Origin of the sequence: Phaeobacter inhibens DSM 16374, from assembly GCF_000473105.1 — a bacterium.
Lineage (GTDB): Bacteria > Pseudomonadota > Alphaproteobacteria > Rhodobacterales > Rhodobacteraceae > Phaeobacter > Phaeobacter inhibens.
Map to the genome: position 1 here is coordinate 369,879 of NZ_KI421498.1, position 22,728 is coordinate 392,606.

The 22,728-nt window shown below is 61.3% G+C and carries 23 protein-coding genes; 14 read left to right on the plus strand and 9 right to left on the minus strand.

Going from position 1 to position 22,728, the window contains the following annotated elements; translation table 11 throughout:
* The first annotated feature begins 11 nt into the window (after positions 1–11).
* The gene (locus INHI_RS0105355) at positions 12–1,478 is read left to right on the plus strand and encodes an aldehyde dehydrogenase (protein WP_027246989.1); all 1,467 of its coding nucleotides are present in this window, start codon (positions 12–14) and stop codon (positions 1,476–1,478) included.
* 97 nt (positions 1,479–1,575) lie between these two features.
* On the opposite strand, the gene INHI_RS0105360 is transcribed toward INHI_RS0105355, so the two are convergent.
* Complete coding sequence (locus tag INHI_RS0105360; RefSeq protein WP_014875099.1) at positions 1,576–1,782, minus strand: cold-shock protein; 207 nt, start codon at positions 1,780–1,782, stop codon at positions 1,576–1,578.
* Positions 1,783–2,002: 220 nt separating this feature from the next.
* Between INHI_RS0105360 and INHI_RS0105365 the strand changes: the two genes are divergently transcribed.
* Entirely contained in the window at positions 2,003–2,323 is a 321-nt protein-coding gene (locus INHI_RS0105365) for an arsenate reductase family protein (RefSeq protein ID WP_027246990.1), read from the plus strand.
* Between the two features lie 40 nt (positions 2,324–2,363).
* Complete coding sequence (locus INHI_RS0105370; RefSeq protein ID WP_027246991.1) at positions 2,364–2,732, plus strand: hypothetical protein; 369 nt, start codon at positions 2,364–2,366, stop codon at positions 2,730–2,732.
* Between the two features lie 77 nt (positions 2,733–2,809).
* On the opposite strand, the gene INHI_RS0105375 is transcribed toward INHI_RS0105370, so the two are convergent.
* From INHI_RS0105375 to INHI_RS0105400, 6 genes are all read right to left on the minus strand, one after another.
* On the minus strand, positions 2,810–3,346 hold the full coding sequence (locus INHI_RS0105375) for a DoxX family protein (RefSeq protein WP_014875096.1): 537 nt from the start codon (positions 3,344–3,346) through the stop codon (positions 2,810–2,812).
* A 3-nt stretch (positions 3,347–3,349) separates the two neighbouring features.
* A complete protein-coding gene (locus tag INHI_RS0105380) occupies positions 3,350–4,105 on the minus strand; it encodes an HvfC/BufC N-terminal domain-containing protein (protein WP_027246992.1) in 756 nt (251 codons plus the stop codon).
* Positions 4,102–4,950 carry an MNIO family bufferin maturase gene (gene bufB / locus INHI_RS0105385; RefSeq protein WP_014880418.1) on the minus strand — a complete coding sequence of 283 codons (849 nt, stop codon included), beginning with the start codon at positions 4,948–4,950 and terminating at the stop codon, positions 4,102–4,104. Before bufB ends, INHI_RS0105380 begins: the two co-directional genes overlap by 4 nt.
* Before the next feature lie 68 nt (positions 4,951–5,018).
* A complete protein-coding gene (locus INHI_RS0105390) occupies positions 5,019–5,324 on the minus strand; it encodes a BufA1 family periplasmic bufferin-type metallophore (protein WP_014880417.1) in 306 nt (101 codons plus the stop codon).
* 234 nt (positions 5,325–5,558) lie between these two features.
* Positions 5,559–7,505, minus strand: coding sequence for a threonine--tRNA ligase (thrS, locus tag INHI_RS0105395; protein WP_027246993.1), 1,947 nt, complete (start codon positions 7,503–7,505; stop codon positions 5,559–5,561).
* A gap of 172 nt (positions 7,506–7,677) precedes the next feature.
* The gene (locus INHI_RS0105400) at positions 7,678–8,682 is read right to left on the minus strand and encodes an Lnb N-terminal periplasmic domain-containing protein (protein WP_027246994.1); all 1,005 of its coding nucleotides are present in this window, start codon (positions 8,680–8,682) and stop codon (positions 7,678–7,680) included.
* Between the two features lie 243 nt (positions 8,683–8,925).
* Between INHI_RS0105400 and INHI_RS0105405 the strand changes: the two genes are divergently transcribed.
* The 3 genes from INHI_RS0105405 to INHI_RS0105415 all read left to right on the plus strand — a co-directional run bounded on the left by INHI_RS0105405 (position 8,926) and on the right by INHI_RS0105415 (position 11,135).
* Positions 8,926–9,705, plus strand: coding sequence for an alpha/beta hydrolase (locus tag INHI_RS0105405; protein ID WP_027246995.1), 780 nt, complete (start codon positions 8,926–8,928; stop codon positions 9,703–9,705).
* Positions 9,706–9,809: 104 nt separating this feature from the next.
* Positions 9,810–10,253, plus strand: coding sequence for a VOC family protein (locus INHI_RS0105410; protein WP_027246996.1), 444 nt, complete (start codon positions 9,810–9,812; stop codon positions 10,251–10,253).
* A gap of 6 nt (positions 10,254–10,259) precedes the next feature.
* Positions 10,260–11,135, plus strand: a complete 876-nt coding sequence (locus INHI_RS0105415) for an alpha/beta fold hydrolase (RefSeq protein WP_027246997.1) — start codon at positions 10,260–10,262, stop codon at positions 11,133–11,135.
* 20 nt (positions 11,136–11,155) lie between these two features.
* Here INHI_RS0105415 and INHI_RS0105420 read toward each other — a convergent pair whose 3' ends face one another.
* Entirely contained in the window at positions 11,156–11,728 is a 573-nt protein-coding gene (locus INHI_RS0105420; RefSeq protein WP_027246998.1) for a DUF6151 family protein, read from the minus strand.
* A gap of 65 nt (positions 11,729–11,793) precedes the next feature.
* Positions 11,794–13,068 carry a polyhydroxyalkanoate depolymerase gene (gene phaZ / locus INHI_RS0105425; RefSeq protein WP_027246999.1) on the minus strand — a complete coding sequence of 425 codons (1,275 nt, stop codon included), beginning with the start codon at positions 13,066–13,068 and terminating at the stop codon, positions 11,794–11,796.
* 145 nt (positions 13,069–13,213) lie between these two features.
* Here phaZ and phaC point away from each other — a divergent pair, with 145 nt between their 5' ends.
* From phaC to INHI_RS0105465, 8 genes are all read left to right on the plus strand, one after another.
* Entirely contained in the window at positions 13,214–15,043 is a 1,830-nt protein-coding gene (phaC, locus tag INHI_RS0105430) for a class I poly(R)-hydroxyalkanoic acid synthase (protein WP_027247000.1), read from the plus strand.
* A 132-nt stretch (positions 15,044–15,175) separates the two neighbouring features.
* The gene (locus tag INHI_RS0105435) at positions 15,176–15,619 is read left to right on the plus strand and encodes a hypothetical protein (protein WP_014875084.1); all 444 of its coding nucleotides are present in this window, start codon (positions 15,176–15,178) and stop codon (positions 15,617–15,619) included.
* Positions 15,620–15,891: 272 nt separating this feature from the next.
* The gene (gene phaR / locus INHI_RS0105440; protein ID WP_027247001.1) at positions 15,892–16,452 is read left to right on the plus strand and encodes a polyhydroxyalkanoate synthesis repressor PhaR; all 561 of its coding nucleotides are present in this window, start codon (positions 15,892–15,894) and stop codon (positions 16,450–16,452) included.
* 209 nt (positions 16,453–16,661) lie between these two features.
* On the plus strand, positions 16,662–17,672 hold the full coding sequence (locus INHI_RS0105445) for an XdhC family protein (RefSeq protein ID WP_027247002.1): 1,011 nt from the start codon (positions 16,662–16,664) through the stop codon (positions 17,670–17,672).
* Positions 17,669–18,673: a molybdopterin-binding protein gene (locus INHI_RS0105450; protein ID WP_027247003.1), complete on the plus strand. Its 1,005-nt coding sequence runs from the start codon at positions 17,669–17,671 to the stop codon at positions 18,671–18,673. Before INHI_RS0105445 ends, INHI_RS0105450 begins: the two co-directional genes overlap by 4 nt.
* A 118-nt stretch (positions 18,674–18,791) precedes the next feature.
* The gene (locus INHI_RS0105455) at positions 18,792–19,277 is read left to right on the plus strand and encodes a (2Fe-2S)-binding protein (RefSeq protein WP_027247004.1); all 486 of its coding nucleotides are present in this window, start codon (positions 18,792–18,794) and stop codon (positions 19,275–19,277) included.
* A 189-nt stretch (positions 19,278–19,466) separates the two neighbouring features.
* The gene (locus INHI_RS0105460) at positions 19,467–21,830 is read left to right on the plus strand and encodes a xanthine dehydrogenase family protein molybdopterin-binding subunit (RefSeq protein ID WP_027247005.1); all 2,364 of its coding nucleotides are present in this window, start codon (positions 19,467–19,469) and stop codon (positions 21,828–21,830) included.
* A gap of 86 nt (positions 21,831–21,916) precedes the next feature.
* Positions 21,917–22,705, plus strand: a complete 789-nt coding sequence (locus INHI_RS0105465) for an FAD binding domain-containing protein (RefSeq protein WP_027247006.1) — start codon at positions 21,917–21,919, stop codon at positions 22,703–22,705.
* Positions 22,706–22,728: the final 23 nt, after the last annotated feature.

The window sequence follows — 22,728 nt, forward strand, 5'->3', positions numbered from 1 at the left end:
AGGGGATCACCATGCAGCAATTCCAGCAATATATCGGCGGGGTGTTCTCCGATGGCTCCGCCCGTTTTGAGAGCCGCGATCCGGCAACCGGAGAGGTCTGGGCGATGATGCCGGAGGCCCGCGCGCCGGATGTGGACGCGGCGGTTGCAGCCGCGTGCGCGGCATTCCACGCGCGGGATTGGGCGGGCATGACCGCCACTGTGCGCGGAAAGCTGCTTTATCGGCTGGCGGATCTGATTGCCGAGAATGCTGAGACCCTGGCCCAGTTGGAGGCCCGCGATACCGGTAAGATCATCCGCGAAACCTCGGCCCAGATTGCCTATGTGGCCGATTACTATCGCTATTACGCGGGCCTCGCGGACAAGATCGAAGGCGCACATCTGCCGATTGATAAACCGGATATGGAGGTCTGGCTGCGCCGCGAACCGCTTGGGGTGGTGGCAGCCGTGGTGCCGTGGAACTCGCAGTTGTTTCTGGCGGCGGTCAAGATCGGCCCGGCACTGGCGGCGGGCTGCACTGTGGTGCTGAAAGCGTCTGAGGAAGCGCCTGCGCCGCTGCTGGAATTTGCCCGCATCTTTGATCAGGCCGGTTTTCCACGCGGTGTGCTCAATGTCATCACCGGATTTGGCGCCGATTGCGGCGCGGTGCTGACAGCCCATCCTGGCATTGATCACATCGCCTTTACCGGCGGGCCGGACACCGCCCGCCATGTGGTGCGCAATTCGGCGGAAAACCTTGCCTCCACCTCGTTGGAACTGGGCGGGAAATCTCCCTTTATCGTGTTTGAGGATGTCGATATCGACAGCACCGTAAATGCCCAGGTCTCTGCCATCTTTGCCGCTACGGGACAGAGCTGTGTTGCCGGTTCACGACTGATTATTTCCAATCAGATCAAGGATGTGTTTCTGCGCAGCCTCAAGGAAAAAGCCGAGCGGGTGCGGATCGGTGCGCCCCAGATGACGGAGACGGAGGTCGGTCCACTCTGCACCGACGCGCAAATGCGCCGGACGGTAGAGCTGGTGGCAGCGTCACTTGCAGCGGGTGCGCGGATCGTGACCGGGGGCCAGCCGCTGGAGGGGGAGGGCAATTTCTTTCCGCCCACCATCCTTGACTGCTCCAGCGCACCGGACGCGCCCTGTCTGCGCGAGGAGTTTTTTGGCCCGGTTCTGTCGGTGTGTGGATTTGACACTGAGGCAGAGGCGCTGGCGCTGGCCAATGACACCGCCCATGGGCTGGCCTCTGGCGTGTTTACCCGCGACCTGACACGGGCGCACCGGATGATCCGGGGTATTCGTGCAGGCATTGTCTGGGTGAACACCTATCGCGCGGTCAGCCCGATTGCGCCCTTTGGCGGGCAAGGGTTGTCGGGACATGGTCGTGAGGGGGGATTGCAGGCGGCGCTGGATTATACAAGGGTCAAAACGGTCTGGTTGCGCACCAGTGATGAGCCGATCCCCGACCCTTTTGTGATGCGGTGACCTTCAGACGGCAGACACACAGGCGCGCGCTGACAGGGCCATTTGGTGGCGCGGCAGGCTGCGCCCGAGGGTTAACCTCGGCGCAGCCGTATCGCGATCATTGGGGGCGAATGTCGCTGGCCATCTGGCGGCCATCGCGCCCTTCGGTCATCTCGAAATCAACTTTTTGATTATCCGCCAGGCCGGTCAGCCCCGACCGCTCAACCTGAGAGATGTGCACAAACACATCCTTACCGCCGCCTTCGGGTTCGATAAAGCCATAGCCCTTGGTTGTATTGAACCATTTCACGGTGCCACTCGCCATGTTCCCGTGTCTCCTTCCTGCTAGTGAGCCGCCCTGAATACACGATAATTTCGCTGCGCAGAGCGGTGTGATCGGTTTTGCCGCAGTGCGCAGACAAAACAGGCCGGGGAAGTTGTCCCAACCCGGTTCCAACTTTTGCACGGACCATGTAAAAATCAAGCAAAACAGTGCGGCTCTACCATAAATTGTGCTGAGCCGCCCCCTCGGGAAAGGAAAAAACGTGCAACTCTTTGGATTGAAGGCCTGTGACACCTGCCGTAAGGCGCTGAAACAGCTGCCGGAGGCGGAACTGGTCGATGTACGCGCCGATGGCGTACCGGAGGCCATTCTCACAGCGGCTCTGGCGCAGTTTGGCGACCGTCTGGTCAATACCCGCTCCACCACATGGCGCGGATTGAGCGAGGCGGAGCGGGCGGAGGATCCCATGGCGCTGCTTAAGGCCCATCCTACGCTGATGAAACGTCCGCTAATCAAATCAGGGGACGATCTGCATCTCGGCTGGGATGCCAAAACCAAGGCGGCCCTTGGCGTTGAGGGCTAGGATCCCCATGTCAGTTCCAGAGTAGATGAGGAGAGCGGCAATGCGCAATGCAGCGCTGGTGCTGGGCATCGTGGCCGGGCTGATTGGGATGGTGGTTGGGTTTGCGGGTTATGGTTATACCGCCGCCGTGGAGTATTTTGGCGAAATCGACGGGATTGCCCGGCAGGTCGATGATGTTGATCAGCTGCGGCTTTTGGCAGTGATCTCGCCTATTCTGGCGCTGGCGGGCGGTGCGATGGCGCTGTCCCGCGCGCTGTGGGGCGGGGTGCTGTTGCTTGCGTCGGCGGCAGGGCTCTATGCCGGGTTCGGGCTCAATGTCTTTACCATCTTCCCGATCTCACTGGCGCTTTTGGGCGGGCTGCTAGCGCTTGCTGCCGGCAAACCGGATGAGCCGAAGGCGCATTTCTGACCCGAGGTGACTAACGGTCATGAAAAAAGGCGCCGCTGCGGATACAGGGCGCCTTTTGTGTTTGAGAGCTCAGCAGATCAGGCGGCGGCAGGTGCCGTGGCGCGCCGCGCCAGCGCATCCAGCGACAGGGGGCCGGCACCCTTGAAGACGAGAACGAGCAGCAGGAATGTCCACATAACCCGCTGATCCACCAGACCGATGGAATTGTCAAAGAGACTGCCCAGTTTCACACCATGCCCGGTGACATCGACAATGGTCTGCACCCAGATGAAGCCAATGGTGCCAAGCGCGGCCAGACGGGTGAACAACCCAACAAGGATCAGCGCAGGCAGCACGTATTCGGCAATCGTCCCGGCAAAGATCACCAGCCGCTGAAGGATATTGAGCTGGGAGACATCATAAAGCACAGCCTCGGCAGCTTTGGGAAAGATCTGACCAAACGCCCCGGCAGAGGGCGAAAAGATCGACCCGTCAATCTTCAGCCCGGCTGAGTTCCAGTAATAGACCAGTAAAACAGCGGCAAAGACCAGCCTCGCCAGGGTCGGGATGATGAACGCCGACAATCTGTCAGCCCTGCCGGTGAGAGAGGTATAAGAGGAAACAAGCGCGTGCATCGGTTATCCTTTGCGATCTAGGTCAATGATTGCACCGCCTTGCAACAACAGGGCGAGCGTATGAGAGAGGTCAAAATCCGGGTGGTCGGCCTGCACCTCGGTCAGGGCCTCTTCCAATGTGGCACCGGAGGTGAGGGCGGTGATCCAGTCCGCGCCACCCGGAGGTAGCTCCTGAATGATGGGGTCGAATTCGGGCCGGGTGATCAGCACATCCTGCGCCATATGCCGGGGCTTGGGAGCGTTCTCTTCGGTGTTGAAGCGCCAGATATCATAGATCGGCCAGGGTGAGCCCAGCAGGGCAACGGCGGGGGCCAGCGTCAGCCGGGTCGCCATCAGCGCCTCCGGGGGCAGGGCTGCCAGACGCGCCGGGGCAACCGCTGTGGCGTCGCCTGCGTGATACGCCCGGCGAAGGGCGAGGTCGAGCCGCGCCGCATCGGGCAGATAGCCGAGGTGTTTCAGCTGCTCCATCCCGGCGAGAAACGCGGGAAATTCAGCGCCATAGTGCATCATCAGCGGCGAGGAGGGCGGATGGGCGCGCAGGTACATGCCCGCCAGCCCGTCGAGGTTCTGCTTACCCAGCAGTTTGCCAATCAGGGGAAAGGCGCTGTGCATCGCCTCGGAAAGGGAGACCGCGATATTATTGCGATAGACGCTGAACCGCCGCCCGGCGGGCTGGCCTGTCGCATCCAGCAGTCCCTCCGGCACCGGCTGGCCCGCGTCCATCATGGCGTGGGTGAATTCTGTCTGGCTTACAGTCATGCCGACACGCGCTCCAGCGCGGTTGCGGCGCGGGTGGCCTCGGCTGCCAACACAGGCCAGTCGGGCACATCGGTGTCCCATTCGACCAGCACAGGTTTGGGGCCGGATTTCGCCAGCGTATAATCCAGCAGCGCCCAGACCGGATCCACCACCTCAGCGCCGTGGCTGTCGATCAGCAGCGGCTTGCCGTGGTCGTCTTCATCCTCGTCATGGCCGCCAAGGTGGATTTCACCGACCTGATCCAGAGCAAAGGCGTCGATATAACCCTGAGGCGAAAAATCGAGATTGGTGGCGGAGACAAAGACATTGTTCACATCCAAGAGCAGCCCGCAGCCGGTGCGGCGGGTGATCTCGGTCAGAAACTCCGGCTCGGACCAGCTGCTCTCGGCAAAAGCGAGGTAGCTGGAGGGGTTTTCCAGCAGCATCCGGCGGCCGATGGTGTCCTGCACCTGATTGATATGATCGCAGACCCGCGCCAGCGTGGCATCCGTATAGGGCAGCGGCAGCAGATCGTTGTAAAAATGGCTGTCATGGGTGGACCAGGCGAGATGCTCAGAAAAACTGGCGGGATTGAGCCAGCCGACCAGATGTTTCAGCCGTGCCAGATGATCGGCGTCCAATGGCCCTTCGCCGCCGATAGAGAGGCCGACGCCATGGACGGAGATGGCAAACTGTTCGCAGAGGTGGCGCAGCTGCGCGATCGGGCGGCCACCGTCGCCCATGTAGTTTTCGGCGTGGATTTCCAGCCATTTCACCGGGCCTGCATCGGCGAGGATATCGGCAAAATGCTGCGGCTTGTAGCCAACACCTGTGGCAGCAGGCAGGAAAGGGGCGGCGTCCAGCATGGCAGGTCCTCTGATCCGGTTACAGAAAGGGCGGGAGACTACCCCCGCCCTCGGCCTTAAGCCTTTGCTTATGCAGGCAGGTCACGCTCCAGCGGCTCCAGCGAGCCCTTGCGGTCGCCGCCATCCGCCATTGCAGGCAGGTCCATGCCTTCACAGCTGCCTGCGTCCACCAGGGTCCAGGCGTTGCCTTGATAGTCAACGGTGGAGGTGCCGGCGCAGGTGGTGCCGGGACCGGCGGCGCAGTCATTCTGGCCAGCCAGGGAGACGCCATAGCATTTCTCTTTGGACTGAGCGGCGGCTGGGGTGACCATGGCAGAGGTCAGCGCGGCAGCAACGGCACCAGCGACGGCGAGGGATTTTGCAGTGTTGGACATCGGTGTCTTCCTTCTTTGGAATTTGGTTGCGAGGCGGTTGTTACAGGTCAGACATTAGCTCAGGCCGAGAAGTCTTTGAATTCACGAGCCTGTGTCTCACGCGGGCGTCAGCAGCTGTGACCGTATATTACAACCTTCCGGCTGCTGAACCCTTAAAACCATGCGCAAAAAGAAACCGGCCCCGCAAGTGGGGGCCGGTAAATCGGTAAAGATCAGCAAAAGACCGCAGAAATGTTACAGAAGATCCGGCGGAGTTGCCTCAACCGCCAGTGCTTTTGTTACAGCGTCCAGCGCCTCGACCTTGGTCTGCTTCTCGCCAAGACGCCGGACGGAGACGGTGCGCTCCTCGACTTCGCGGTGGCCCACGGCCAGAATGACAGGCACCTTGCCCACCGAATGCTCGCGGACCTTGTAGTTGATCTTCTCGTTGCGGATGTCGGCCTCGGCCCGCACACCGGCGGCGCGCAGGGTTTCAACCACTTCGTTCACATAATCATCCGCGTCCGATGTGATGGAGGCGACAACCACCTGACGCGGGGCCAGCCAGAACGGCAGCTTGCCTGCGTGTTCTTCGATCAGGATGCCAATGAAACGTTCGAAACTGCCCAGCGTGGCGCGGTGCAGCATGAACGGGCGATGCTTGCTGCCGTCCTGACCGATGAAATTCGCATCCAGCCGTTCCGGCAGGTTGGGATCCACCTGCAGGGTGCCGCACTGCCAGTTCCGCCCAATGGCGTCGGTCAGGGTGAATTCCAGCTTGGGACCGTAAAAGGCACCTTCGCCCTCCAGCAGCTCATACTCATAGCCCGCCGCCTTGCAGGCATCACCAAGCGCCTTTTCCACCAGATCCCAGCTTTCATCGCTGCCGATCCGCTTTTCCGGGCGGGTCGAGAGCTTGATGGTCCAGTCATGGAAACCGAGGTCGGCATAGACTTTGGACAGGAAAGCGATGAATTTTGCAGTTTCAGATTCGATCTGATCCTCGGCGCAGAAGATATGGCCATCATCCTGAGTGAACCCACGCACCCGCATAATACCATGCAGCGCGCCCGAGGGTTCATAGCGCGCACAGGAGCCGAATTCGGCCATGCGCAGCGGCAGATCGCGGTAGGATTTGAGGCCCTGATTAAACACCTGCACGTGGCAGGGGCAGTTCATCGGCTTCAGCGCGTTCACGGCCTTTTCACGGGCGTGATCCTCGTCGACCTCAACGATGAACATGTTTTCCTGGTATTTGTCCCAGTGGCCCGAGGCCTCCCACAGTTTGCGGTCCACCACCTGCGGGGTGTTCACCTCCACATAGCCGTCGCGGTCCTGCATGCGGCGCATGTAGTCCTGCAAGGTGGTATAGATTTTCCAGCCGTTGGGATGCCAGAAGATCTGGCCGGGTGCCTCTTCCTGCATGTGGAACAGGTTCATCTCGCGGCCAAGCTTGCGGTGGTCGCGCTTGGCGGCCTCTTCCAGCATGTGGAGGTGGGCTTTCAGCTTCTCCTTGCCGGTGAAGGCAACGCCATAGATCCGCTGCAGCATGGCGCGGTCGCTGTCGCCGCGCCAATAGGCGCCTGCGATGGACATCAGCTTGAAGGCATCGCCCGGCAGCTGGCCGGTGTGCTGCAGGTGCGGGCCGCGGCAGAGATCCTGCCAGTCGCCATGCCAGTACATCCGCAGAGGTTCATCACCGGGGATGCTCTCGATCAGCTCGACCTTATAGGGTTCGTTCAGGTCGGTGTAATGCTGGATCGCGCGGTCGCGGTCCCAGACCTCGGTCCGGACTTCATCACGTTTGTTGATGATCTCTTTCATCTTTTTCTCGATGGTGCCGAGATCTTCGGGGGTGAAAGGCTCGGCGCGATCAAAGTCGTAGTACCAGCCGTTTTCAATAACCGGGCCGATGGTGACCTTGGTGTCGGGCCAGATATCCTGCACAGCACGCGCCATCACATGGGCCAGATCGTGACGGATCAGCTCATTGGCCTGCTCTTCGTCTTTCATGGTGTGGATGGCGATGGCGGCATCGGAATCGATGGGCCATTGCAGGTCCCAATGCGCACCGTTCACGGTGGCGGAGATCGCCTTCTTGGCCAGCGAGGTCGAGATGGACGCGGCGACCTCGGCAGGGGTGACGCCTGCGTCATAGGATCGTGCATTGCCATCGGGGAAGGTGAGAGAGACTTGGGCCATATATCGGCACTCCTCGTCGGTTTGGCGCCCACAGAACGCCCGGTTGCGGGTTATGGTGTTTTGTCCGTTTGGCAGGGGCGCGCGAGGCTGTCAAGCGGGCGAGGGGCCTGCCCCGCGCACTCCCTGGGATATTTTGGGCCAGAAGATGTAAAAGCCGGATCAGGGGCCTAGATCAGGGGGCGGGGGCTGGCACGCCTTCGCGGATCATGGCTGAGTAGTCTGGCGTGATGCCCTGCGCCTGCGCCCTGGCCGTAATACTGCCGCGTTTGCGCAGCTCCTCGGTGCTGTAGCCTGCCGCCAATACCCCCTGATCATGGGCGTATTCGGGCAGGTAGCCATTGGCCAGCACCCGCCAGTCCAGCGGCACGTCCTGCACGATGGTGCGGATCATCGTCATCACCACGGTGGTGCAGTTTGAGGTGAGCGAGTTGTACCACTGCGGCTGTGCGGCCAGCCGGTTGGCGGCCTCGACATATTGCATCAGCAGCGCTCGGGCGGTGTCCGGATCTGTGTCGATACGAAACAGCTGCACATCCTCGCCACGGGCATTTGTGCGGGTGCCCACCACATCGCGCTCATCGGCGGCGATCAGCACCAGCGTGTTGGTCTTGAACAGATCCGCGATTGGGGAGAAACCGCCGCCGACCTGACGCCGCACCTCAACCGACCAGGCAATATGCGCACCCTCCTCAAAGCCGAAGCTGACCACCATATGGGCCATCTCCGGCCCCGCCCAATAGGACATGAAGAGATCTACGCTGTTCAGTTGACTGAGGTCATAGCTGCGGGTTTCCCAGCGGGGGGTGAACTCGGTTGGGGTGGACCAGTCGAAATTGCGCACGTCTGTCAGCGTCAGAATATCGCCGTCGCGGGTGCCAGTGACCTGCCGCGCAACATCGGGCGACCATTGCGCCTCGGCCGGTGGGGTCAGGCTCGCCCACCACCAGATCAGCGCCGCAAGTGCGAGACAGAAGGTCGAAAGCCCACGCAGCGCGCGGCCCCGGATCACCGCCCAGAGGGTTGCCAGACCGAGGCCCGCAAAGCCGGAGGCCGCAGCCGTACGCCAGAGGCTGTCAACCGGCAGCCGATACCACAGCGCCATGGCCCCCCAGAGGGTGGTCAAAAGGATCAGCAGGCAGAGGAGACCGAGACAGAAAAGACGAAGGGCACGGGGCAAGGGCTGGCTCCTGATTGTGGGGCAAAGGCGAATATCGCGCGGACCCTAGGCAGGGCGGCGATGGGTCGCAAGGCTCCTGCGCCGGACAAAAGTCGCCAAATGTGAAGGCGTTGCCTCACTGCATCTTGGTGACCTGTGCCGGAAGGGCATGGGGCAGCGCTGAAACACGCCATTGCCGTGGCGCCGTTGCCGTGGCAGATCTGGGGGCCTGTGATTTGGCAAATTTTTTGCGCGGGGGAGACCATGGCCGCACCTCAATTTCTGGACACCGATACGGGCCGCCGCCTGGCCTATCATCTGACCCCCGCAAGCGGCGATGCAACGGCGCCGATGGTGGTGTTTCTGGGCGGGCTGAAATCCGACATGGAAGGCACCAAGGCGATACATCTGGAAGCCTGGACCAAGGCGCGGGGCTTGGGCTTTCTGCGGTTTGACTATTCCGGCCACGGTGAAAGCTCCGGCACGTTTGAAGAGGGCTGCATCGGCGACTGGCATCAGGACACGCTGGCGGCGGTACAGGCGCTGACGAAGGGGCAAATTCTGCCTGTTGGATCCTCCATGGGGGGGTGGCAGGCGCTGCTCTTGGCGCGGGCCCTGCCCGAACGGGTGGCCGGTCTGGTCACCATCGCCGCCGCACCCGATTTTACCGAGGATGGCTATTGGGCCAATTTCACCGATGCCCAGAAGGCGGAGCTGGAGGCACACGGACAGGTCGAACTGCCAAGCGACTATATGGAGCCTTATGTGATCACCAAACGCATGATCGAGGATGGGCGAAATCATCTGGTGTTGCGCGATCCGCTGGTGCTGTCGATGCCGGTGCGTTGCCTGCAAGGCACCGCCGATACCGCCGTCAGCACCGAAACCGCACTGCGGTTGCTGGATCATGCCACCTGCGCCGATATGCGCCTGCAACTGGTCAAAGATGCCGATCACCGGTTTTCGGATCCCGCCTGTCTGGCCCTGATCGAAACGGCTGTTGCAGAGGTTCTGGGGCTATCTGGCGCGGATGCGATCAGCTAAGCTATGGGGAAGGCCTCGCTACAGGTTGCAATCTAACCCGCAGCAGGATCTGTAAATATTATGAGGCCTCCCTCGTTTGGGGGCCGCGGGCAGGAGAGGACGCGATGGAACAACGCATCAGCCTGATCACCCTCGGGGTGCCGGATATGGAGCAGGCCGCCGCCTTCTACGAGGCGCTTGGCTGGCAGCGGGCGGAGAGCCCCGATGGCGTCATTGCGTTTGACCTGATTTCGCAGACCTTGGGGCTTTATCCGCTCTCGTCCTTGGCCGAGGATATTGGTCTGCCGGTGGAGGAACTGGGCACCGGGGCGATGACACTCAGCCACAACACCCGCAGTGCTGCGGATGTGGCCACGCTTCTGGCCAAGGCCGAGGCGGCGGGCGCGAGTGTCCTGCGCCCGGCAGGAGAGGTGTTCTGGGGGGGCACCATCGGCTATTTTCGCGCGCCCGACGGCCATATCTGGGAAATTGCGCATAACCCGTTCTCGCCGCTGTCTGACGCAGGCGCGTTTCGCTGGAACGGCTACGGGACCGAGGCAGGGGGATAGGCGCGGGTGGCGGATCAACTGGGCAGAGCAGGGCAGACCGAAACGCGCGCAGGCGGGCAGGGCATTGCCCCCTTAGTGATGCTGCCGGGGCTGATGGGCACGGCAGAGGTCTTCGTGCCGCAGCTGCGGGCGCTCTCTGGTGTGATGCCAACCATGGTGGCGCCGCTGCTGGGGGGCGAGCGGATTGAGACCATCGCCGATCATCTGCTGACACAGCTGCCAGCGCGGTTTTCGCTGGCCGGGCTGTCGATGGGCGGCATCGTTGCGATGGAAATCCTGCGTCGCGCGCCGGAGCGGGTGAGCAGGCTTTGCCTGATATCGACCAGCCCCTTGCCCGATACGCCGACGCAGGCCGCTGAGTGGGAGCCGCTGATCATCGCAGCCCGCAGTGGTCGGCTGGAGGATGTTCTGCGCAGCTGCCTGCCGGTGGAGTGTCTCGCGCCGTCGCCGCAGCGGCTTGATATCCTCAACATGATCTACCAGCAGGGCTGCACACTTGGGTCGGAGCTGTTCGTGGCGCAGGCGCGGGCCTTGCAACGGCGCACCGATCAGCAGGCGGCGCTGCGCCGCTTCAAAGGGCCAACGCTGATCCTCTGCGGTGCGCAGGACCGGCTGACCCCGCTGAAACGTCATGAATTCATGGCCGCCCTGATGCCAAACGCCCGGCTACGCGTGATTGAGGGAGCAGGCCATCTGCCAACGCTGGAACAACCGGATCAGGTGACCGGCGCCATGGCCGAGTGGTTGGCCGAGGTCGCTCCCCGTCAGGACGCAAGGTCGGACCCGGCGCCAGATATCGCAAGCGCCGCAGCGAGCGAGGCGCAGTCCTCAGCGCCGCCGTTGCCACCATTGACGCTGACAAACCCGCTAAAGACAAACTAAATCAGTGGATTGTAAGAGGTCTAGCGGAGCAGGGCAGCGCGTTCTTCCTTGCTGATCACCTCTGGTTTTGACACCGGTTCACCGCTTTCGATGTCGAAAAACGGTGTCTCTTTCCAACGGCCCGACAGCCGCGCCGAGATCATTCGGCTCAGCAGCGACATGACCATCCGTGCGGCACCTTCGGTGCGGGGCTGTTTGCCCTGTTTCGGGACAAAGGCCCGCGCGCGGATCTTGCCAAGCGCATCTTTGTTGGCAAACCGGTCCGATCGCAGTCCGGCAAAGGGCAGCGTGGGTTTCGCCAGCGTATTGGCCATTGGTGTGCCACAGCAGCCCGCGTACCAGCGAAACAGCCCCTTCGGGCTGAGCCGCATAAGCCGCAGCAGATCCTCACCTTGATGAAATGTCAGCCCGTCGGGATTGACCTGAAAAAGATCAACCGGGCCAGGGGCCGGGTCTGGCTGTTTGTGATAGATCTCATTGGCGCGGCAATCGGCACAGAAACAGACGATGCGGGTGCCTGCCTTGCGCGCCTCTTGGGACAGCTCGCCACGGATTTTGCCGCAGTCACATGCAAATATCAGCGGATCAGCCATCGCCAGAAAATCCTCGGTGGGGGCGCAACGCCCGTTTATGAGTGGTTGCGCCCGACCTCAACCGATCAGGCGTTGGCCTTGGCGCGTTTTGCCGCCGGTTTCTTTGCCTTGCGGGCATTGGCGTTCATGAATTCGATCACCAGCGGGCGGATGTTATCGCGCCAGCTGCGCCCGGCAAAGATGCCATAATGTCCCGCACCCGGCTCCACATGGCTGGCCTTCTTCGCCTCCGGCAGACCGGTGCAGAGATCCAGCGCCGCGATGCACTGGCCGGGGGCGGAGATGTCATCATTGGCACCTTCGACCGTCTTAACCGCCACATCGGTAATCTTGCCTATGTCAACCTTGTGCCCGGCCACAACAAATTCATTGCGGGCAATCTCACCACCCTTAAAGACGCGCTCTACCGTCGACAGATAGAATTCCGCCGTCATGTCCATCACCGCGAGATATTCATCATAGAACCGGTTATGGGCATCGTGATCCGATGCCTCGCCCCGGCTGACCCGCTGGATCTGGTCCATGAACGCCTTGGAATGGCGCTCGCCGTTCATCGACATGAAGGAGCTGAGCTGCAACAGGCCCGGGTAAACCTTGCGGCCCACCCCTTTGTATTTGAAGCCGACCCGCTGGATCATCGTCTCTTCCAGCTGGCCCATGGTGACCCGGCGGCCAAAATCGGTGACATCGGTGGGGGTCGCATCGGGGTCCACCGGCCCGCCGATCAACGTCAGCGAGCACGGCTGCGCCTCCGGATCCTGTTCCGCCAGATAGGCGGTGGCGGCCAATGTCAGCGGGGCTGGCTGGCAAACCGCAATCACATGGGTGTCGGGGCCCATCTCGCGCATGAAATCAACGAGGTAGAGCGTATAGTCCTCGATATCGAACTTGCCTTCGGACACCGGAATATCGCGCGCATTATGCCAGTCGGTGACATAGACTTCGCAATTCTCGATCAGGCTCTTGACGGTGGAGCGCAGCAGGGTTGCGTAGTGCCCGGACATCGGTGCCACCAGCAGCACCTTGCGCGGCTGTTCAGCGCGGCCTGCCACGCGGAAATGGATCAGATCGCCAAAGGGGCGTTCCACCACCGTGTCGATCTCCACCACGTGATCGCGGCCATCGGCACAGGTCTGGGTGTAGATGCCCCAGTCCGGCTTGGTCACCATACGCTGATAACTGCGCTCCGTGACCTCGCCCCAGGCGGCCATCCAGCTGAGCGCCGGATTGGGGATCGCCGCAAAGGCAGGGTTCGACGCCATAGACAGGGCCGTTGCGCCAAGCCACTGGTTGGTGTTGCGCATGGTTTCCATCAGATCGTACGACATCATGTAACGCATGTTATATCTCCATTGCGTTGGCCGCTTGGATCCGATCTGAATCCACGTGCGGTTGTGTCACAACCCATCGGACGTTTCATAGCTTTGTCGTATGATGGGCGGACAGTATTCTGCATAGCAGAAAGATTACGGGGGATTTGTTAAGATGACAACAAGCGACAGTACGGATCCGGCAGTCTCGCCGGAACATATTGAACGAATTAAAAAAAATATGGAGCAGGTTGAGCAACTTTCAAAACGCCTGATGGATGTTCTGGCTCAGAAAAAATCTCACCCCCCGTCACTGGATGGTCCGAATCAAGAGCTTTTTGCACGCGCAGCAACGGCCTATTGGTCGGAAATGGCAAAAAACCCGGCGAAACTGCTCGAAAAACAAGTGTCGTATTGGGGGCAGGCGGTGGTGAATTTTGCCGAAGCTCAGTCGCTTTTGGCCAAATCCCTGGACGGCGACGGTGCAGAGGACACCGCGCCCAGCTCCCCCACTGATCGCCGCTTTGTCAATCCGATGTGGCAATCGAACCCCTATTTCCACTTTATCAAGCAGCAGTACCTCACCAATGCCGAGGCAATCCGCAACGCGGTGGCCGAGGTCGAGGATATCGACGACATCGACAAACGGCGGCTTGGCTATTTTGCCGACCAGATCGTGCAGATGATGGCGCCCACCAATTTTCTGGCGACGAACCCCGACGCGCTGGAAAAGGCGGTGGAGACGGAAGGCCAGTCGCTGATCAAGGGTCTGGAGAATCTGGTCGCCGATCTGGAGGCCAACGACGGCGAGCTGGTGGTGCGGCTGGCTGATGAGAGCGCCTTTGAAATCGGCCGCAATATCGCCACCACCCCTGGTGAGGTTGTGTTTCGCAACGAGATGATGGAGCTGATCCAATATCGCCCCACCACGGAAACCGTGCATGAGACCCCCATCGTGCTATTCCCGCCCTGGATCAACAAATTCTACATTCTGGACCTCAAGGCGCAGAACAGCCTGATCAAATGGGTCACCGAACAGGGCTATACCCTGTTTGTGGTGTCCTGGCTCAACCCCAGCGCAGAGCACGCGGATCTGGGGCTGGAGGACTATGTCGAGAAGGGCTATCTGAGCGCGATTGAGACCGCCAAGTCGATCTGCAAGGTCAAGCAGGTCAATGCCGTCGGCTACTGCATCGCGGGCACCACTCTCAGCCTGACGCTATCGCTGCTGAAGCAGCGGGGCGATACCTCGATCAAATCAGCGACGTTTTTCACGGCGCTGACGGATTTCTCCGATCAGGGGGAATTCACGCCCTTCCTGCAAAATGATTTCATCGATGGGATCGAGGAGGAGATCACCAACAACGGTCTGCTGCGATCCTATATCATGGCGCGGACGTTCTCTTTCCTGCGTTCCAACGATCTGGTCTACGGGCCTGCGATCCGCAGCTATATGATGGGGGAGACGCCTCCAGCCTTTGACCTGCTATACTGGAATGGCGACGGGGCGAACCTGCCGGGCCGAATGGCGATGCAATATCTGCGTGGCCTGTGCCAACGCAATGAATTTGTGCGTGACGGGTTTGAGCTGATGGGCCACACGCTGCATGTGCGCGACGTGACCGTGCCGGTGATGGCAATCACCTGCGAGACTGACCATATCGCGCGCTGGAAAGACTGCTATCGCGGCGTGCAGCAGATGGGATCGCGCTCCAAGACCTTTGTGGTGGCGCAGTCGGGCCATATTGCAGGCATCGTTAATCCGCCGACCCGCAACAAATACGGTCATTACACCAATACCGATCTGAAGGTGGATGCCGACACCTGGCGGGAGGGGGCCACCTTCAACGAAGGGTCCTGGTGGCCGCGTTGGGAAAGCTGGCTCAAAAAACGCTCAGGCAAACAGGTTCCGGCCCGTGATCCGGGCGATTCTCAGCATCCACCGCTGACGCCAGCGCCGGGTGACTATGTCCGCGTGAAGGCCCGCGGTCAGGCAAGCGATTGATTTTTAGAGGTTCTCAAAAATATTCTGCATTGCAGCAATAAAAATCTTGAAATGCTGCGATGCAGAAACAATATTGGTGTCATGCGAAGGCGGCAGAACGATCTGGCCGCGTAACCAAGAGGAACCAGTACAATGGCTAAGACCCAAGATTTTACCGCGATGATGAAAGACATGATGGGTGCGTTTCCGGTTGATACAACCGCGATGGAAGATGCGTTCAAAACCACCGCAGCCCTGAACGAAAAACTGTCCAGCGTTGCCCTGCAGGCTGCTGAGAAATCCGCTGAGATTTCCAACAGCTGGGCCAAAGAAACCCTGACCAAGCTGAGCGACGTCTCCAAGGCACAGGCTGAACCCGCAGACTACGCCAAAGCGGCAACCGATTTCGCTTCCGCCTCCGCTGAAGTGGCTGCCGAGAACATGGCCGCCTTCGCTGAAGTTGCGAAAAAGGTTCAGATGGACACCGTTGAGCTGCTGATGTCGGCTGGCAAGGACATGTCCGAAGAGGCATCCGCCGCTGTGAAGAAGGCCACAAACGACGTGACCTCCGCTGCGAAAAAAGCCGCCGCTAAGTAAGCGCCGCGCGCATTTGCAAAGGGGTTTTATACTCCTCCCAATGAAATCTCTTTGCACCGAAGGGGGCAGGTCATCGGACCTGCCCTTTTTCGTTTGCCCATTTCGCTCGTCCAGTCTGGGCTTGCGCCGGGGCGGGCAGACCTGCGGGGGAACGAGTCAGGCTGGTTATTGGATCCGACGATCAATTATTGCGCCGCATGGCGTAACGCTTCCCTTTTGTTCTGCGCTCGCATAGGCTTTGCTGCAACGCATCATGTCTGGGGAGAAGTGACATGTCGGATCAGGATAAACCCTTGTTGATCAAACGATATGCCAGCCGGCGGCTGTATAATACCGAGACCAGCGACTACGTCACGCTGGAGGATATCGCCGGCTTCATCCGGGAGGGGCGCGAGGTTCAGATTGTTGATCTCAAAACCGGTGACGACCTGACCCGCCAGTATCTCCTGCAGATCATCGCCGAACACGAAAGCCGGGGCGAAAACATTCTGCCGGTGAATGTGCTCAACGACCTTGTGCGCAGCTATATGGTGCCGGGCGGCGGGGTGATGCCGCAGTTCCTGCAAAGCTCGTTTGAGATGCTGCGCGAAAACCAGAGCAAGATGGTTGAGAATATGAACGCGATGAACCCAATGGCACAGATGCCGGGGTTCGAGGCGATCAAGGCCCAGCAGGAGGCCTTTCTGAAGGCGATGGCCGGTGGATTCTCCGGCGGTTGGCCTGTGGGGGGGGAATCATCCGGTGACGCGGAGACTGCTGAGGACGGCGACGGGCTGGATGATATCAAACGCCAGCTGGCCGAGTTGCAGGATAAGCTGTCCAAGCTGAAGTGATCCGACGCACACCCTGCGCGCCTTCCTGCGACCAAAGTCGCAAGGGCGCGCGCGTGTTTTTGATCCCGCTGTCTGCGCTCCGGCGCTAGACTAAACCCGTCAGGTCACGGCCCGTTCTGTTTATCGTCGGCCTTGCCCGTCCTGTCTGCGTCGGGCCTTGTCCGGTTATGGACCACCACGCGGCGACCGCCCCAACCCAGAGGTTTCAGATGTCGGCACCCGGATTGCAGCGCTTTGATAACATTCCTGAAACGGCGCTCGACTGGCACCGTGCAGCCAAGGACAGTGGCCAGCAAGGCGGCCGAGGCGCGGCATTGGCCACGGTGGTGGAGACATGGGGATCCGCCCCACGCCGCACCGGGTCCCAACTGGCGGTCGCCAGCGATGGCCGGATCGAAGGCTCCGTTTCAGGCGGCTGTGTCGAAGGCGCGGTAATCCTTGCGGCGCAGGAGGCGATTGCCTCAGGGCGCCATCAGATCCTTGAATTTGGCGTCAGCGATGAGGATGCCTTTGCCGTGGGGCTTGCCTGTGGCGGCACCATCCGCATTCTGGTTGAACCCATCGGCGGCACGCTGGCCGAGGACACGCTGGCTGATCTGGTCACCGCCCGCGCCGAACGTCGCGCGGTGGCCTATGTTGTCGATCTCGACAGTGGCGCGGGGCATCTGGACGCGGATGGCTACACAGATCGCAAGCGCATGGACCAATCAGGGGTCGAGGCGGACGGTAAGACCTTTGTGGCGGTCCATAATCCCCCGTTGCGGCTGATCGTGGTGGGGGCGGTGCATATCGCACAGGCGCTGGTGCCGATGGCCCGCATTGCAGGTTATGACCCCGTCATTATCGACCCGCGCGCCGCCTTTGCCTCCGCCGACCGCTTCCCGGGAGAGACACTGACGGAGGATTGGCCGGATGAGGCGATGGCGCAGCTTGCGCCCGATGCACGTACCGCCGTTGTGCTGCTCACCCATGATCCGAAGATTGACGACCCCGCGCTGGAGGTCGCCCTGCGCTCGGAGTGTTTTTACATCGGTGCGTTGGGATCAACCCGCACTCATGCCAAACGGGTCGCGCGGATGCAGGAGGCCGGATTTGACGCAGCCGCTATTGATCGCATCAACGGCCCCATCGGCCTGGATATCGGTGCCGCTGGGCCGGCTGAAATCGCTGTGTCCATCATTGCCGAGATGACGGCCACCCTGCGCGGGCGCAGCCTATGATCTTTGGCGCGCTGCCCCTGAATGAGGCGTCAGGCTGTTATCTGGCGCATTCCCTGCAGGGCGCGGAGCATCGTATCGCCAAGGGCACCAGACTTGCGGCGCAGGATCTGGCCGATCTTGCCGCCGCTGGCCATCGACAACTGACCGTGGCGCAGCTGGAACCGGGTGATATCCACGAGGACCGCGCCGCAGAGATGCTCGCCGAGGCCTTGCTGCCCGACCCGGAGGCGCTTGGACTGCGGATTTCCGGTGCGGGGGCAGGTCGGGTCAACCTTTATGCGCTTGGCCCCGGTCTGATCCGGGTCGATGCTGAACGGATCAATGCGCTGAACGCGGTCGATCCGATGATCACATTGGCCACTGTGCCCGATTATCACCGCGCAGATGCGGGAGGGATGGTGGCAACGGCCAAGATCATCTCCTACGCGGTGGAGGACAGCGCGCTTGCAGCCGCCACCCGCGATGTGGCCGGGGCGCTCCGCCTGATCCCGCCACAACTGCATCGCGCCACCTTGATCGAAACCCGCACCAGCACGGAGACCCCGCCGGACAAGGGGCGCGCGGCGATGATCGGGCGGCTCGACCGGTTTGGCATGTCGATGGCCCCCCGGCAGGTGGTGCCGCACCGCGAGGGGGAGCTGGCGACGGCCCTGCAAACGGTTGGCACTGACAGCGATCTGATCCTGATCCTCACCGGGTCTGCCACCTCGGACCCGCTGGATGTGGCACCCGCTGCCGTACGTGCCGCGGGCGGAGAGGTCACGCGCTTTGGCATGCCGGTGGATCCGGGCAATCTGCTGTTCCTCGGTCATCTGGCCGGGCGTCCTGTGCTGGGCCTGCCGGGCTGTGCGCGCTCGCCCGCCTTGAATGGCGCCGATTGGGTGCTGGAACGGCTGGTCTGCGGGATCGATGTGAGCAGCGCCGATATCGCCGCCATGGGCGTTGGCGGCCTGCTGAAAGAAATCCCCACACGCCCCCGCCCACGCCGCAGCGACGTCTGAGCGGGTCTTGGCGGTTCCCTGCGACTTTAGTCGTGGCGCTGCGATTAATGCTTCGCGCCAGCAACCTCCCCGTGCTTAACTTCGTTCAGCGAGTTTATGCGAGCCAAGGGAGGAGTTGATGGTGAAAGTCACAATGACCGTAAACGGTCGGACTGCCAGCGGAGAGGTCGAGGGGCGCACGCTGCTGTCCGGTTTCCTGCGAGAGGAACTGGGACTGACCGGCACCCATATCGGTTGCGACACCAGCCAATGCGGCGCCTGCGTCGTCCATGTGGATGGTAAGGCGGTGAAAGCCTGCACCATGCTGGCGGCAGAGGCTGACGGCGCAGATGTTGCCACGATCGAGGGGCAGGCCGCCCCAGATGGCACGTTGAACACGATCCAGCAGGCATTTCAGGACCACCACGGGTTGCAATGCGGGTTTTGCACGCCGGGCATGGTGATGTCTGCCGCCGCGCTGTTGAAGGACAACCCAAAACCCAGCGAACAGGAAATCCGCGAATACCTTGAGGGCAACCTGTGCCGCTGCACCGGCTACCACAATATCGTCAAGGCGATCATGGCGGCCTCGGGTCAGGATGTGTCTGTCCTTGCCGCGGAATAACGCGCGACAGGATGCGGGCGATGCAAAGAGGCATCTGACCGCAGCAACCCAGCAGATTTCGCAACAGGCCGCCACAAGACGCGGCCGGGCATCGGACAGATCCCGCAAGGGGCATCCGGCGACAGACAGAACCAAAGCATGACCAAGAGGTCTGCCCTGCGCAGACCGTCCAGGGAGGAGATTTGGACAATGCCAAAGGATAGCGGCATCGGCGCCAGCCCAAAACGGCGCGAAGACGTGAGGTTCCTGACCGGAACCGGCAATTACACAGATGACATCAATATGCGCGGCCAGGCCTATGTGCATTTTCTGCGCTCGGACGTGGCCCATGGTCGGTTGACTTCGGTTGACACCTCTGACGCAGCCGCCATGCCCGGTGTGGTGCGGATCTTTACCGGGGCTGATTTCGAAGGCGTCGGCGGGCTGCCTTGCGGTTGGCAGGTCACCGACCGCCATGGTGAGGTGATGCAGGAACCGGCCCATCCGGTGCTGGCTCAGGGCAAGGTGCGCCATGTGGGCGATCCCATCGCCGCCGTGGTGGCGGAGACACCCGAACAGGCCCGTGATGCCGCCGAGGCCATCGTGTTGGATATCGAGGATCTGCCCGCCGTCATCAATATGAAAGAAGCGGTCAAGGACGGTGCCACCAAGGTCCATGACGATCTGACTTCAAACCTCTGTTATGACTGGGGATTTGTCGAGGAAAACCGCGATGCTGTGGACAAGGCCATCAAGGATGCCGCCCATGTCACCACGCTGGAGCTGGTCAACAACCGTCTGGTTGCCAACCCGATGGAGCCGCGCGTGGCGGTTGGGGATTTCAACCGCGCCACCGGCGACAGCACGCTGTACACCACCTCGCAGAACCCGCATGTGATCCGTCTCCTGATGGGCGCCTTTGTGCTGGGTATCCCCGAGCATAAACTGCGCGTTGTGGCCCCGGATGTGGGTGGGGGCTTTGGCTCCAAGATCTTCCACTATGCGGAAGAGGCCTTCTGCACCTTTGCCGCCAAGGCTCTGAACCGGGCGGTGAAATGGACCTCCTCGCGGTCCGAGGCGTTTATGTCCGATGCCCATGGCCGCGATCACGTGACCAAGATTGAGCTGGCGCTGGACGCGGACAACAACTTCACCGCGCTGCGCACCGAAACCTACGCAAATATGGGCGCGTATCTGTCGACCTTTGCGCCCTCGGTTCCGACCTGGCTGCATGGCACGCTGATGGCTGGCAATTATAAGACGCCACTGATCTACGTGAACGTGAAGGCTGTGTTCACCAATACCGTTGCCGTTGATGCCTATCGTGGCGCTGGTCGACCGGAGGCGACCTATCAGCTGGAGCGCGTGATTGATAAGGCCGCGCGCGAGCTGGGTGTCGACCCGATTGCACTGCGTCGCCAGAACTTCATCACTGAATTCCCCTATGCCACGCCGGTGGCGGTGGAATATGACACCGGGGATTATGTGGCGACGATGGACAAGCTGGAAGAGATCGCTGATCTCAGCGGCTTTGATTCGCGCCGTGCTGCCAGCAAGGCCAAGGGCAAGCTGCGCGGCCTTGGCGTCAACTGCTATATCGAGGCTTGCGGCATTGCGCCGTCGAACCTCGTGGGGCAGCTGGGGGCCCGTGCCGGTCTTTATGAAAGTGCGACAGTGCGTGTGAATGCCACCGGTGGCATTGTGGTCATGACTGGTAGTCACAGCCACGGGCAGGGGCATGAGACGTCCTTCCCGCAGGTGATTGCCGATATGATCGGCATCCCGGAGGATATGGTCGAGATCGAACATGGCGACACCGATAAGGCGCCGATGGGCATGGGCACCTACGGCTCGCGCTCGCTGGCGGTGGGTGGCTCTGCCATGGTACGCGCCACCGAGAAGATCATCGCCAAGGCCAAGAAAATCGCCGCCCATATCCTGGAGGCCTCGGATGCGGATATCGAGCTGAAGGACGGTCAGTTCACTGTTGCCGGCACAGATAAATCGCTGGCCTGGGGGGATGTGACCCTCGCCGCCTATGTGCCGCATAACTACCCGCTGGAGGATATCGAGCCGGGGCTGGAGGAAACGGCGTTCTATGATCCGGCGAACTTCACCTATCCTTCGGGCGCCTATGCCTGCGAGGTGGAGGTCGATCCCGACACTGGCAAGGTCACCATCGAGAGCTTTGCTGCGGCGGATGATTTTGGCAATATCGTCAATCCGATGATCGTCGACGGCCAGGTCCATGGTGGCATTGGTCAGGGCATCGGTCAGGCATTGCTGGAGGGCTGCGTCTATGACGATGACGGTCAGCTCCTGTCGGCGTCTTTCATGGATTATGCCATGCCACGGGCGGATGATCTGCCGTTCTACAAGGTGGATCATTCCTGTCAAACGCCGTGTACCCACAACCCATTGGGCGTGAAGGGCTGCGGTGAGGCTGGTGCCATCGGCACGCCGCCTGCGGTGGTCAATGCGGTGGTGGATGCGCTGCAATCGGCCGGCAAGGATGTCACCCATATCGACATGCCCCTGAGCCCGGCACGGGTCTGGGCGGCGATGAATGGCTAAGGGTTCATGGGGGCGCTGCCCCCATACCCCCGGAGTATTTTCGGAAAGATGACAGCCGGTCAGCCGGTTTTCGGAAAGGATACGACATGTATGAATTCGAGTTCGAGAAGCCCTCGACCATCGCCGATGCGGTGAAGGCATTGGGCGAAGAGGACGCGCAGGCGCTTGGTGGGGGACAGACGCTGATCCCGACGCTGAAACAGCGTCTGGCGATGCCCAGCACCTTGGTGAGCCTCAGCGGTATTGAAGAAATGAAGGGGGTCTGCCCGGATGGCGACGGGCTGGCCATTGGCGGGGCCACCACCCACGGCGAGGTCGAAGCGGCCACCGCTGACAGCTATCCGGCGCTGTCTGCGCTGGCAGGGCAGATCGGCGATCCGGCGGTGCGCAACCGCGGCACCATTGGCGGCTCGCTTGCCAATAACGACCCGTCTGCCTGTTATCCGGCGGCAGCACTCGCCAGCGGGGCCACCATCGTGACCAACACCCGCGAGATTGAGGCGGATGATTATTTTCAGGGGCTGTTCACCACCGCGCTGGAGGAGGGGGAAATCATCACCAATATCCGCCTGCCGGTGCCACAATCAGCGCATTACGAGAAATTCGTTCAGCCGGCCTCGCGCTTTGCCCTTGTTGGGGTGTTCGTCGCGCGCTTTGCAGACGGTGTACGCGTGGCGGTCACCGGCGCCTCTGAGGAGGGGGTTTTCCGCTGGAGCGCGGCGGAGGCGGCGCTATCGGCGAATTTCTCACCCGATGCCATTGATGGGCTGACTGTGGATCCGGACGGGATGATCGGCGATTTGCATGGCACCAAAGCCTACCGCGCGCATCTGGTTGGGGTGATCACCAAACGGGCGGTGGCTGCTGCGGGATAATCGCGCCATTTTGTAACAAGAAA

What these genes read in the sequence shown, in the direction of transcription:
- INHI_RS0105445 (WP_027247002.1), top strand. Translation starts at nt 16,662, where the DNA reads ATGTCGGCACCCGGATTGCAGCGCTTTGATAACATTCCTGAAACGGCG.
- INHI_RS0105435 (WP_014875084.1), top strand. Translation starts at nt 15,176, where the DNA reads ATGGCTAAGACCCAAGATTTTACCGCGATGATGAAAGACATGATGGGT.
- INHI_RS0105410 (WP_027246996.1), top strand. Translation starts at nt 9,810, where the DNA reads ATGGAACAACGCATCAGCCTGATCACCCTCGGGGTGCCGGATATGGAG.
- INHI_RS0105370 (WP_027246991.1), top strand. Translation starts at nt 2,364, where the DNA reads ATGCGCAATGCAGCGCTGGTGCTGGGCATCGTGGCCGGGCTGATTGGG.
- INHI_RS0105355 (WP_027246989.1), top strand. Translation starts at nt 12, where the DNA reads ATGCAGCAATTCCAGCAATATATCGGCGGGGTGTTCTCCGATGGCTCC.
- INHI_RS0105420 (WP_027246998.1), bottom strand. Translation starts at nt 11,728, where the DNA reads ATGGCTGATCCGCTGATATTTGCATGTGACTGCGGCAAAATCCGTGGC.
- bufB (WP_014880418.1), bottom strand. Translation starts at nt 4,950, where the DNA reads ATGCTGGACGCCGCCCCTTTCCTGCCTGCTGCCACAGGTGTTGGCTAC.
- thrS (WP_027246993.1), bottom strand. Translation starts at nt 7,505, where the DNA reads ATGGCCCAAGTCTCTCTCACCTTCCCCGATGGCAATGCACGATCCTAT.
- phaC (WP_027247000.1), top strand. Translation starts at nt 13,214, where the DNA reads ATGACAACAAGCGACAGTACGGATCCGGCAGTCTCGCCGGAACATATT.
- INHI_RS0105455 (WP_027247004.1), top strand. Translation starts at nt 18,792, where the DNA reads ATGGTGAAAGTCACAATGACCGTAAACGGTCGGACTGCCAGCGGAGAG.
- INHI_RS0105360 (WP_014875099.1), bottom strand. Translation starts at nt 1,782, where the DNA reads ATGGCGAGTGGCACCGTGAAATGGTTCAATACAACCAAGGGCTATGGC.
- INHI_RS0105375 (WP_014875096.1), bottom strand. Translation starts at nt 3,346, where the DNA reads ATGCACGCGCTTGTTTCCTCTTATACCTCTCTCACCGGCAGGGCTGAC.
- phaR (WP_027247001.1), top strand. Translation starts at nt 15,892, where the DNA reads ATGTCGGATCAGGATAAACCCTTGTTGATCAAACGATATGCCAGCCGG.
- INHI_RS0105380 (WP_027246992.1), bottom strand. Translation starts at nt 4,105, where the DNA reads ATGACTGTAAGCCAGACAGAATTCACCCACGCCATGATGGACGCGGGC.
- phaZ (WP_027246999.1), bottom strand. Translation starts at nt 13,068, where the DNA reads ATGCGTTACATGATGTCGTACGATCTGATGGAAACCATGCGCAACACC.
- INHI_RS0105390 (WP_014880417.1), bottom strand. Translation starts at nt 5,324, where the DNA reads ATGTCCAACACTGCAAAATCCCTCGCCGTCGCTGGTGCCGTTGCTGCC.
- INHI_RS0105465 (WP_027247006.1), top strand. Translation starts at nt 21,917, where the DNA reads ATGTATGAATTCGAGTTCGAGAAGCCCTCGACCATCGCCGATGCGGTG.
- INHI_RS0105460 (WP_027247005.1), top strand. Translation starts at nt 19,467, where the DNA reads ATGCCAAAGGATAGCGGCATCGGCGCCAGCCCAAAACGGCGCGAAGAC.
- INHI_RS0105450 (WP_027247003.1), top strand. Translation starts at nt 17,669, where the DNA reads ATGATCTTTGGCGCGCTGCCCCTGAATGAGGCGTCAGGCTGTTATCTG.
- INHI_RS0105405 (WP_027246995.1), top strand. Translation starts at nt 8,926, where the DNA reads ATGGCCGCACCTCAATTTCTGGACACCGATACGGGCCGCCGCCTGGCC.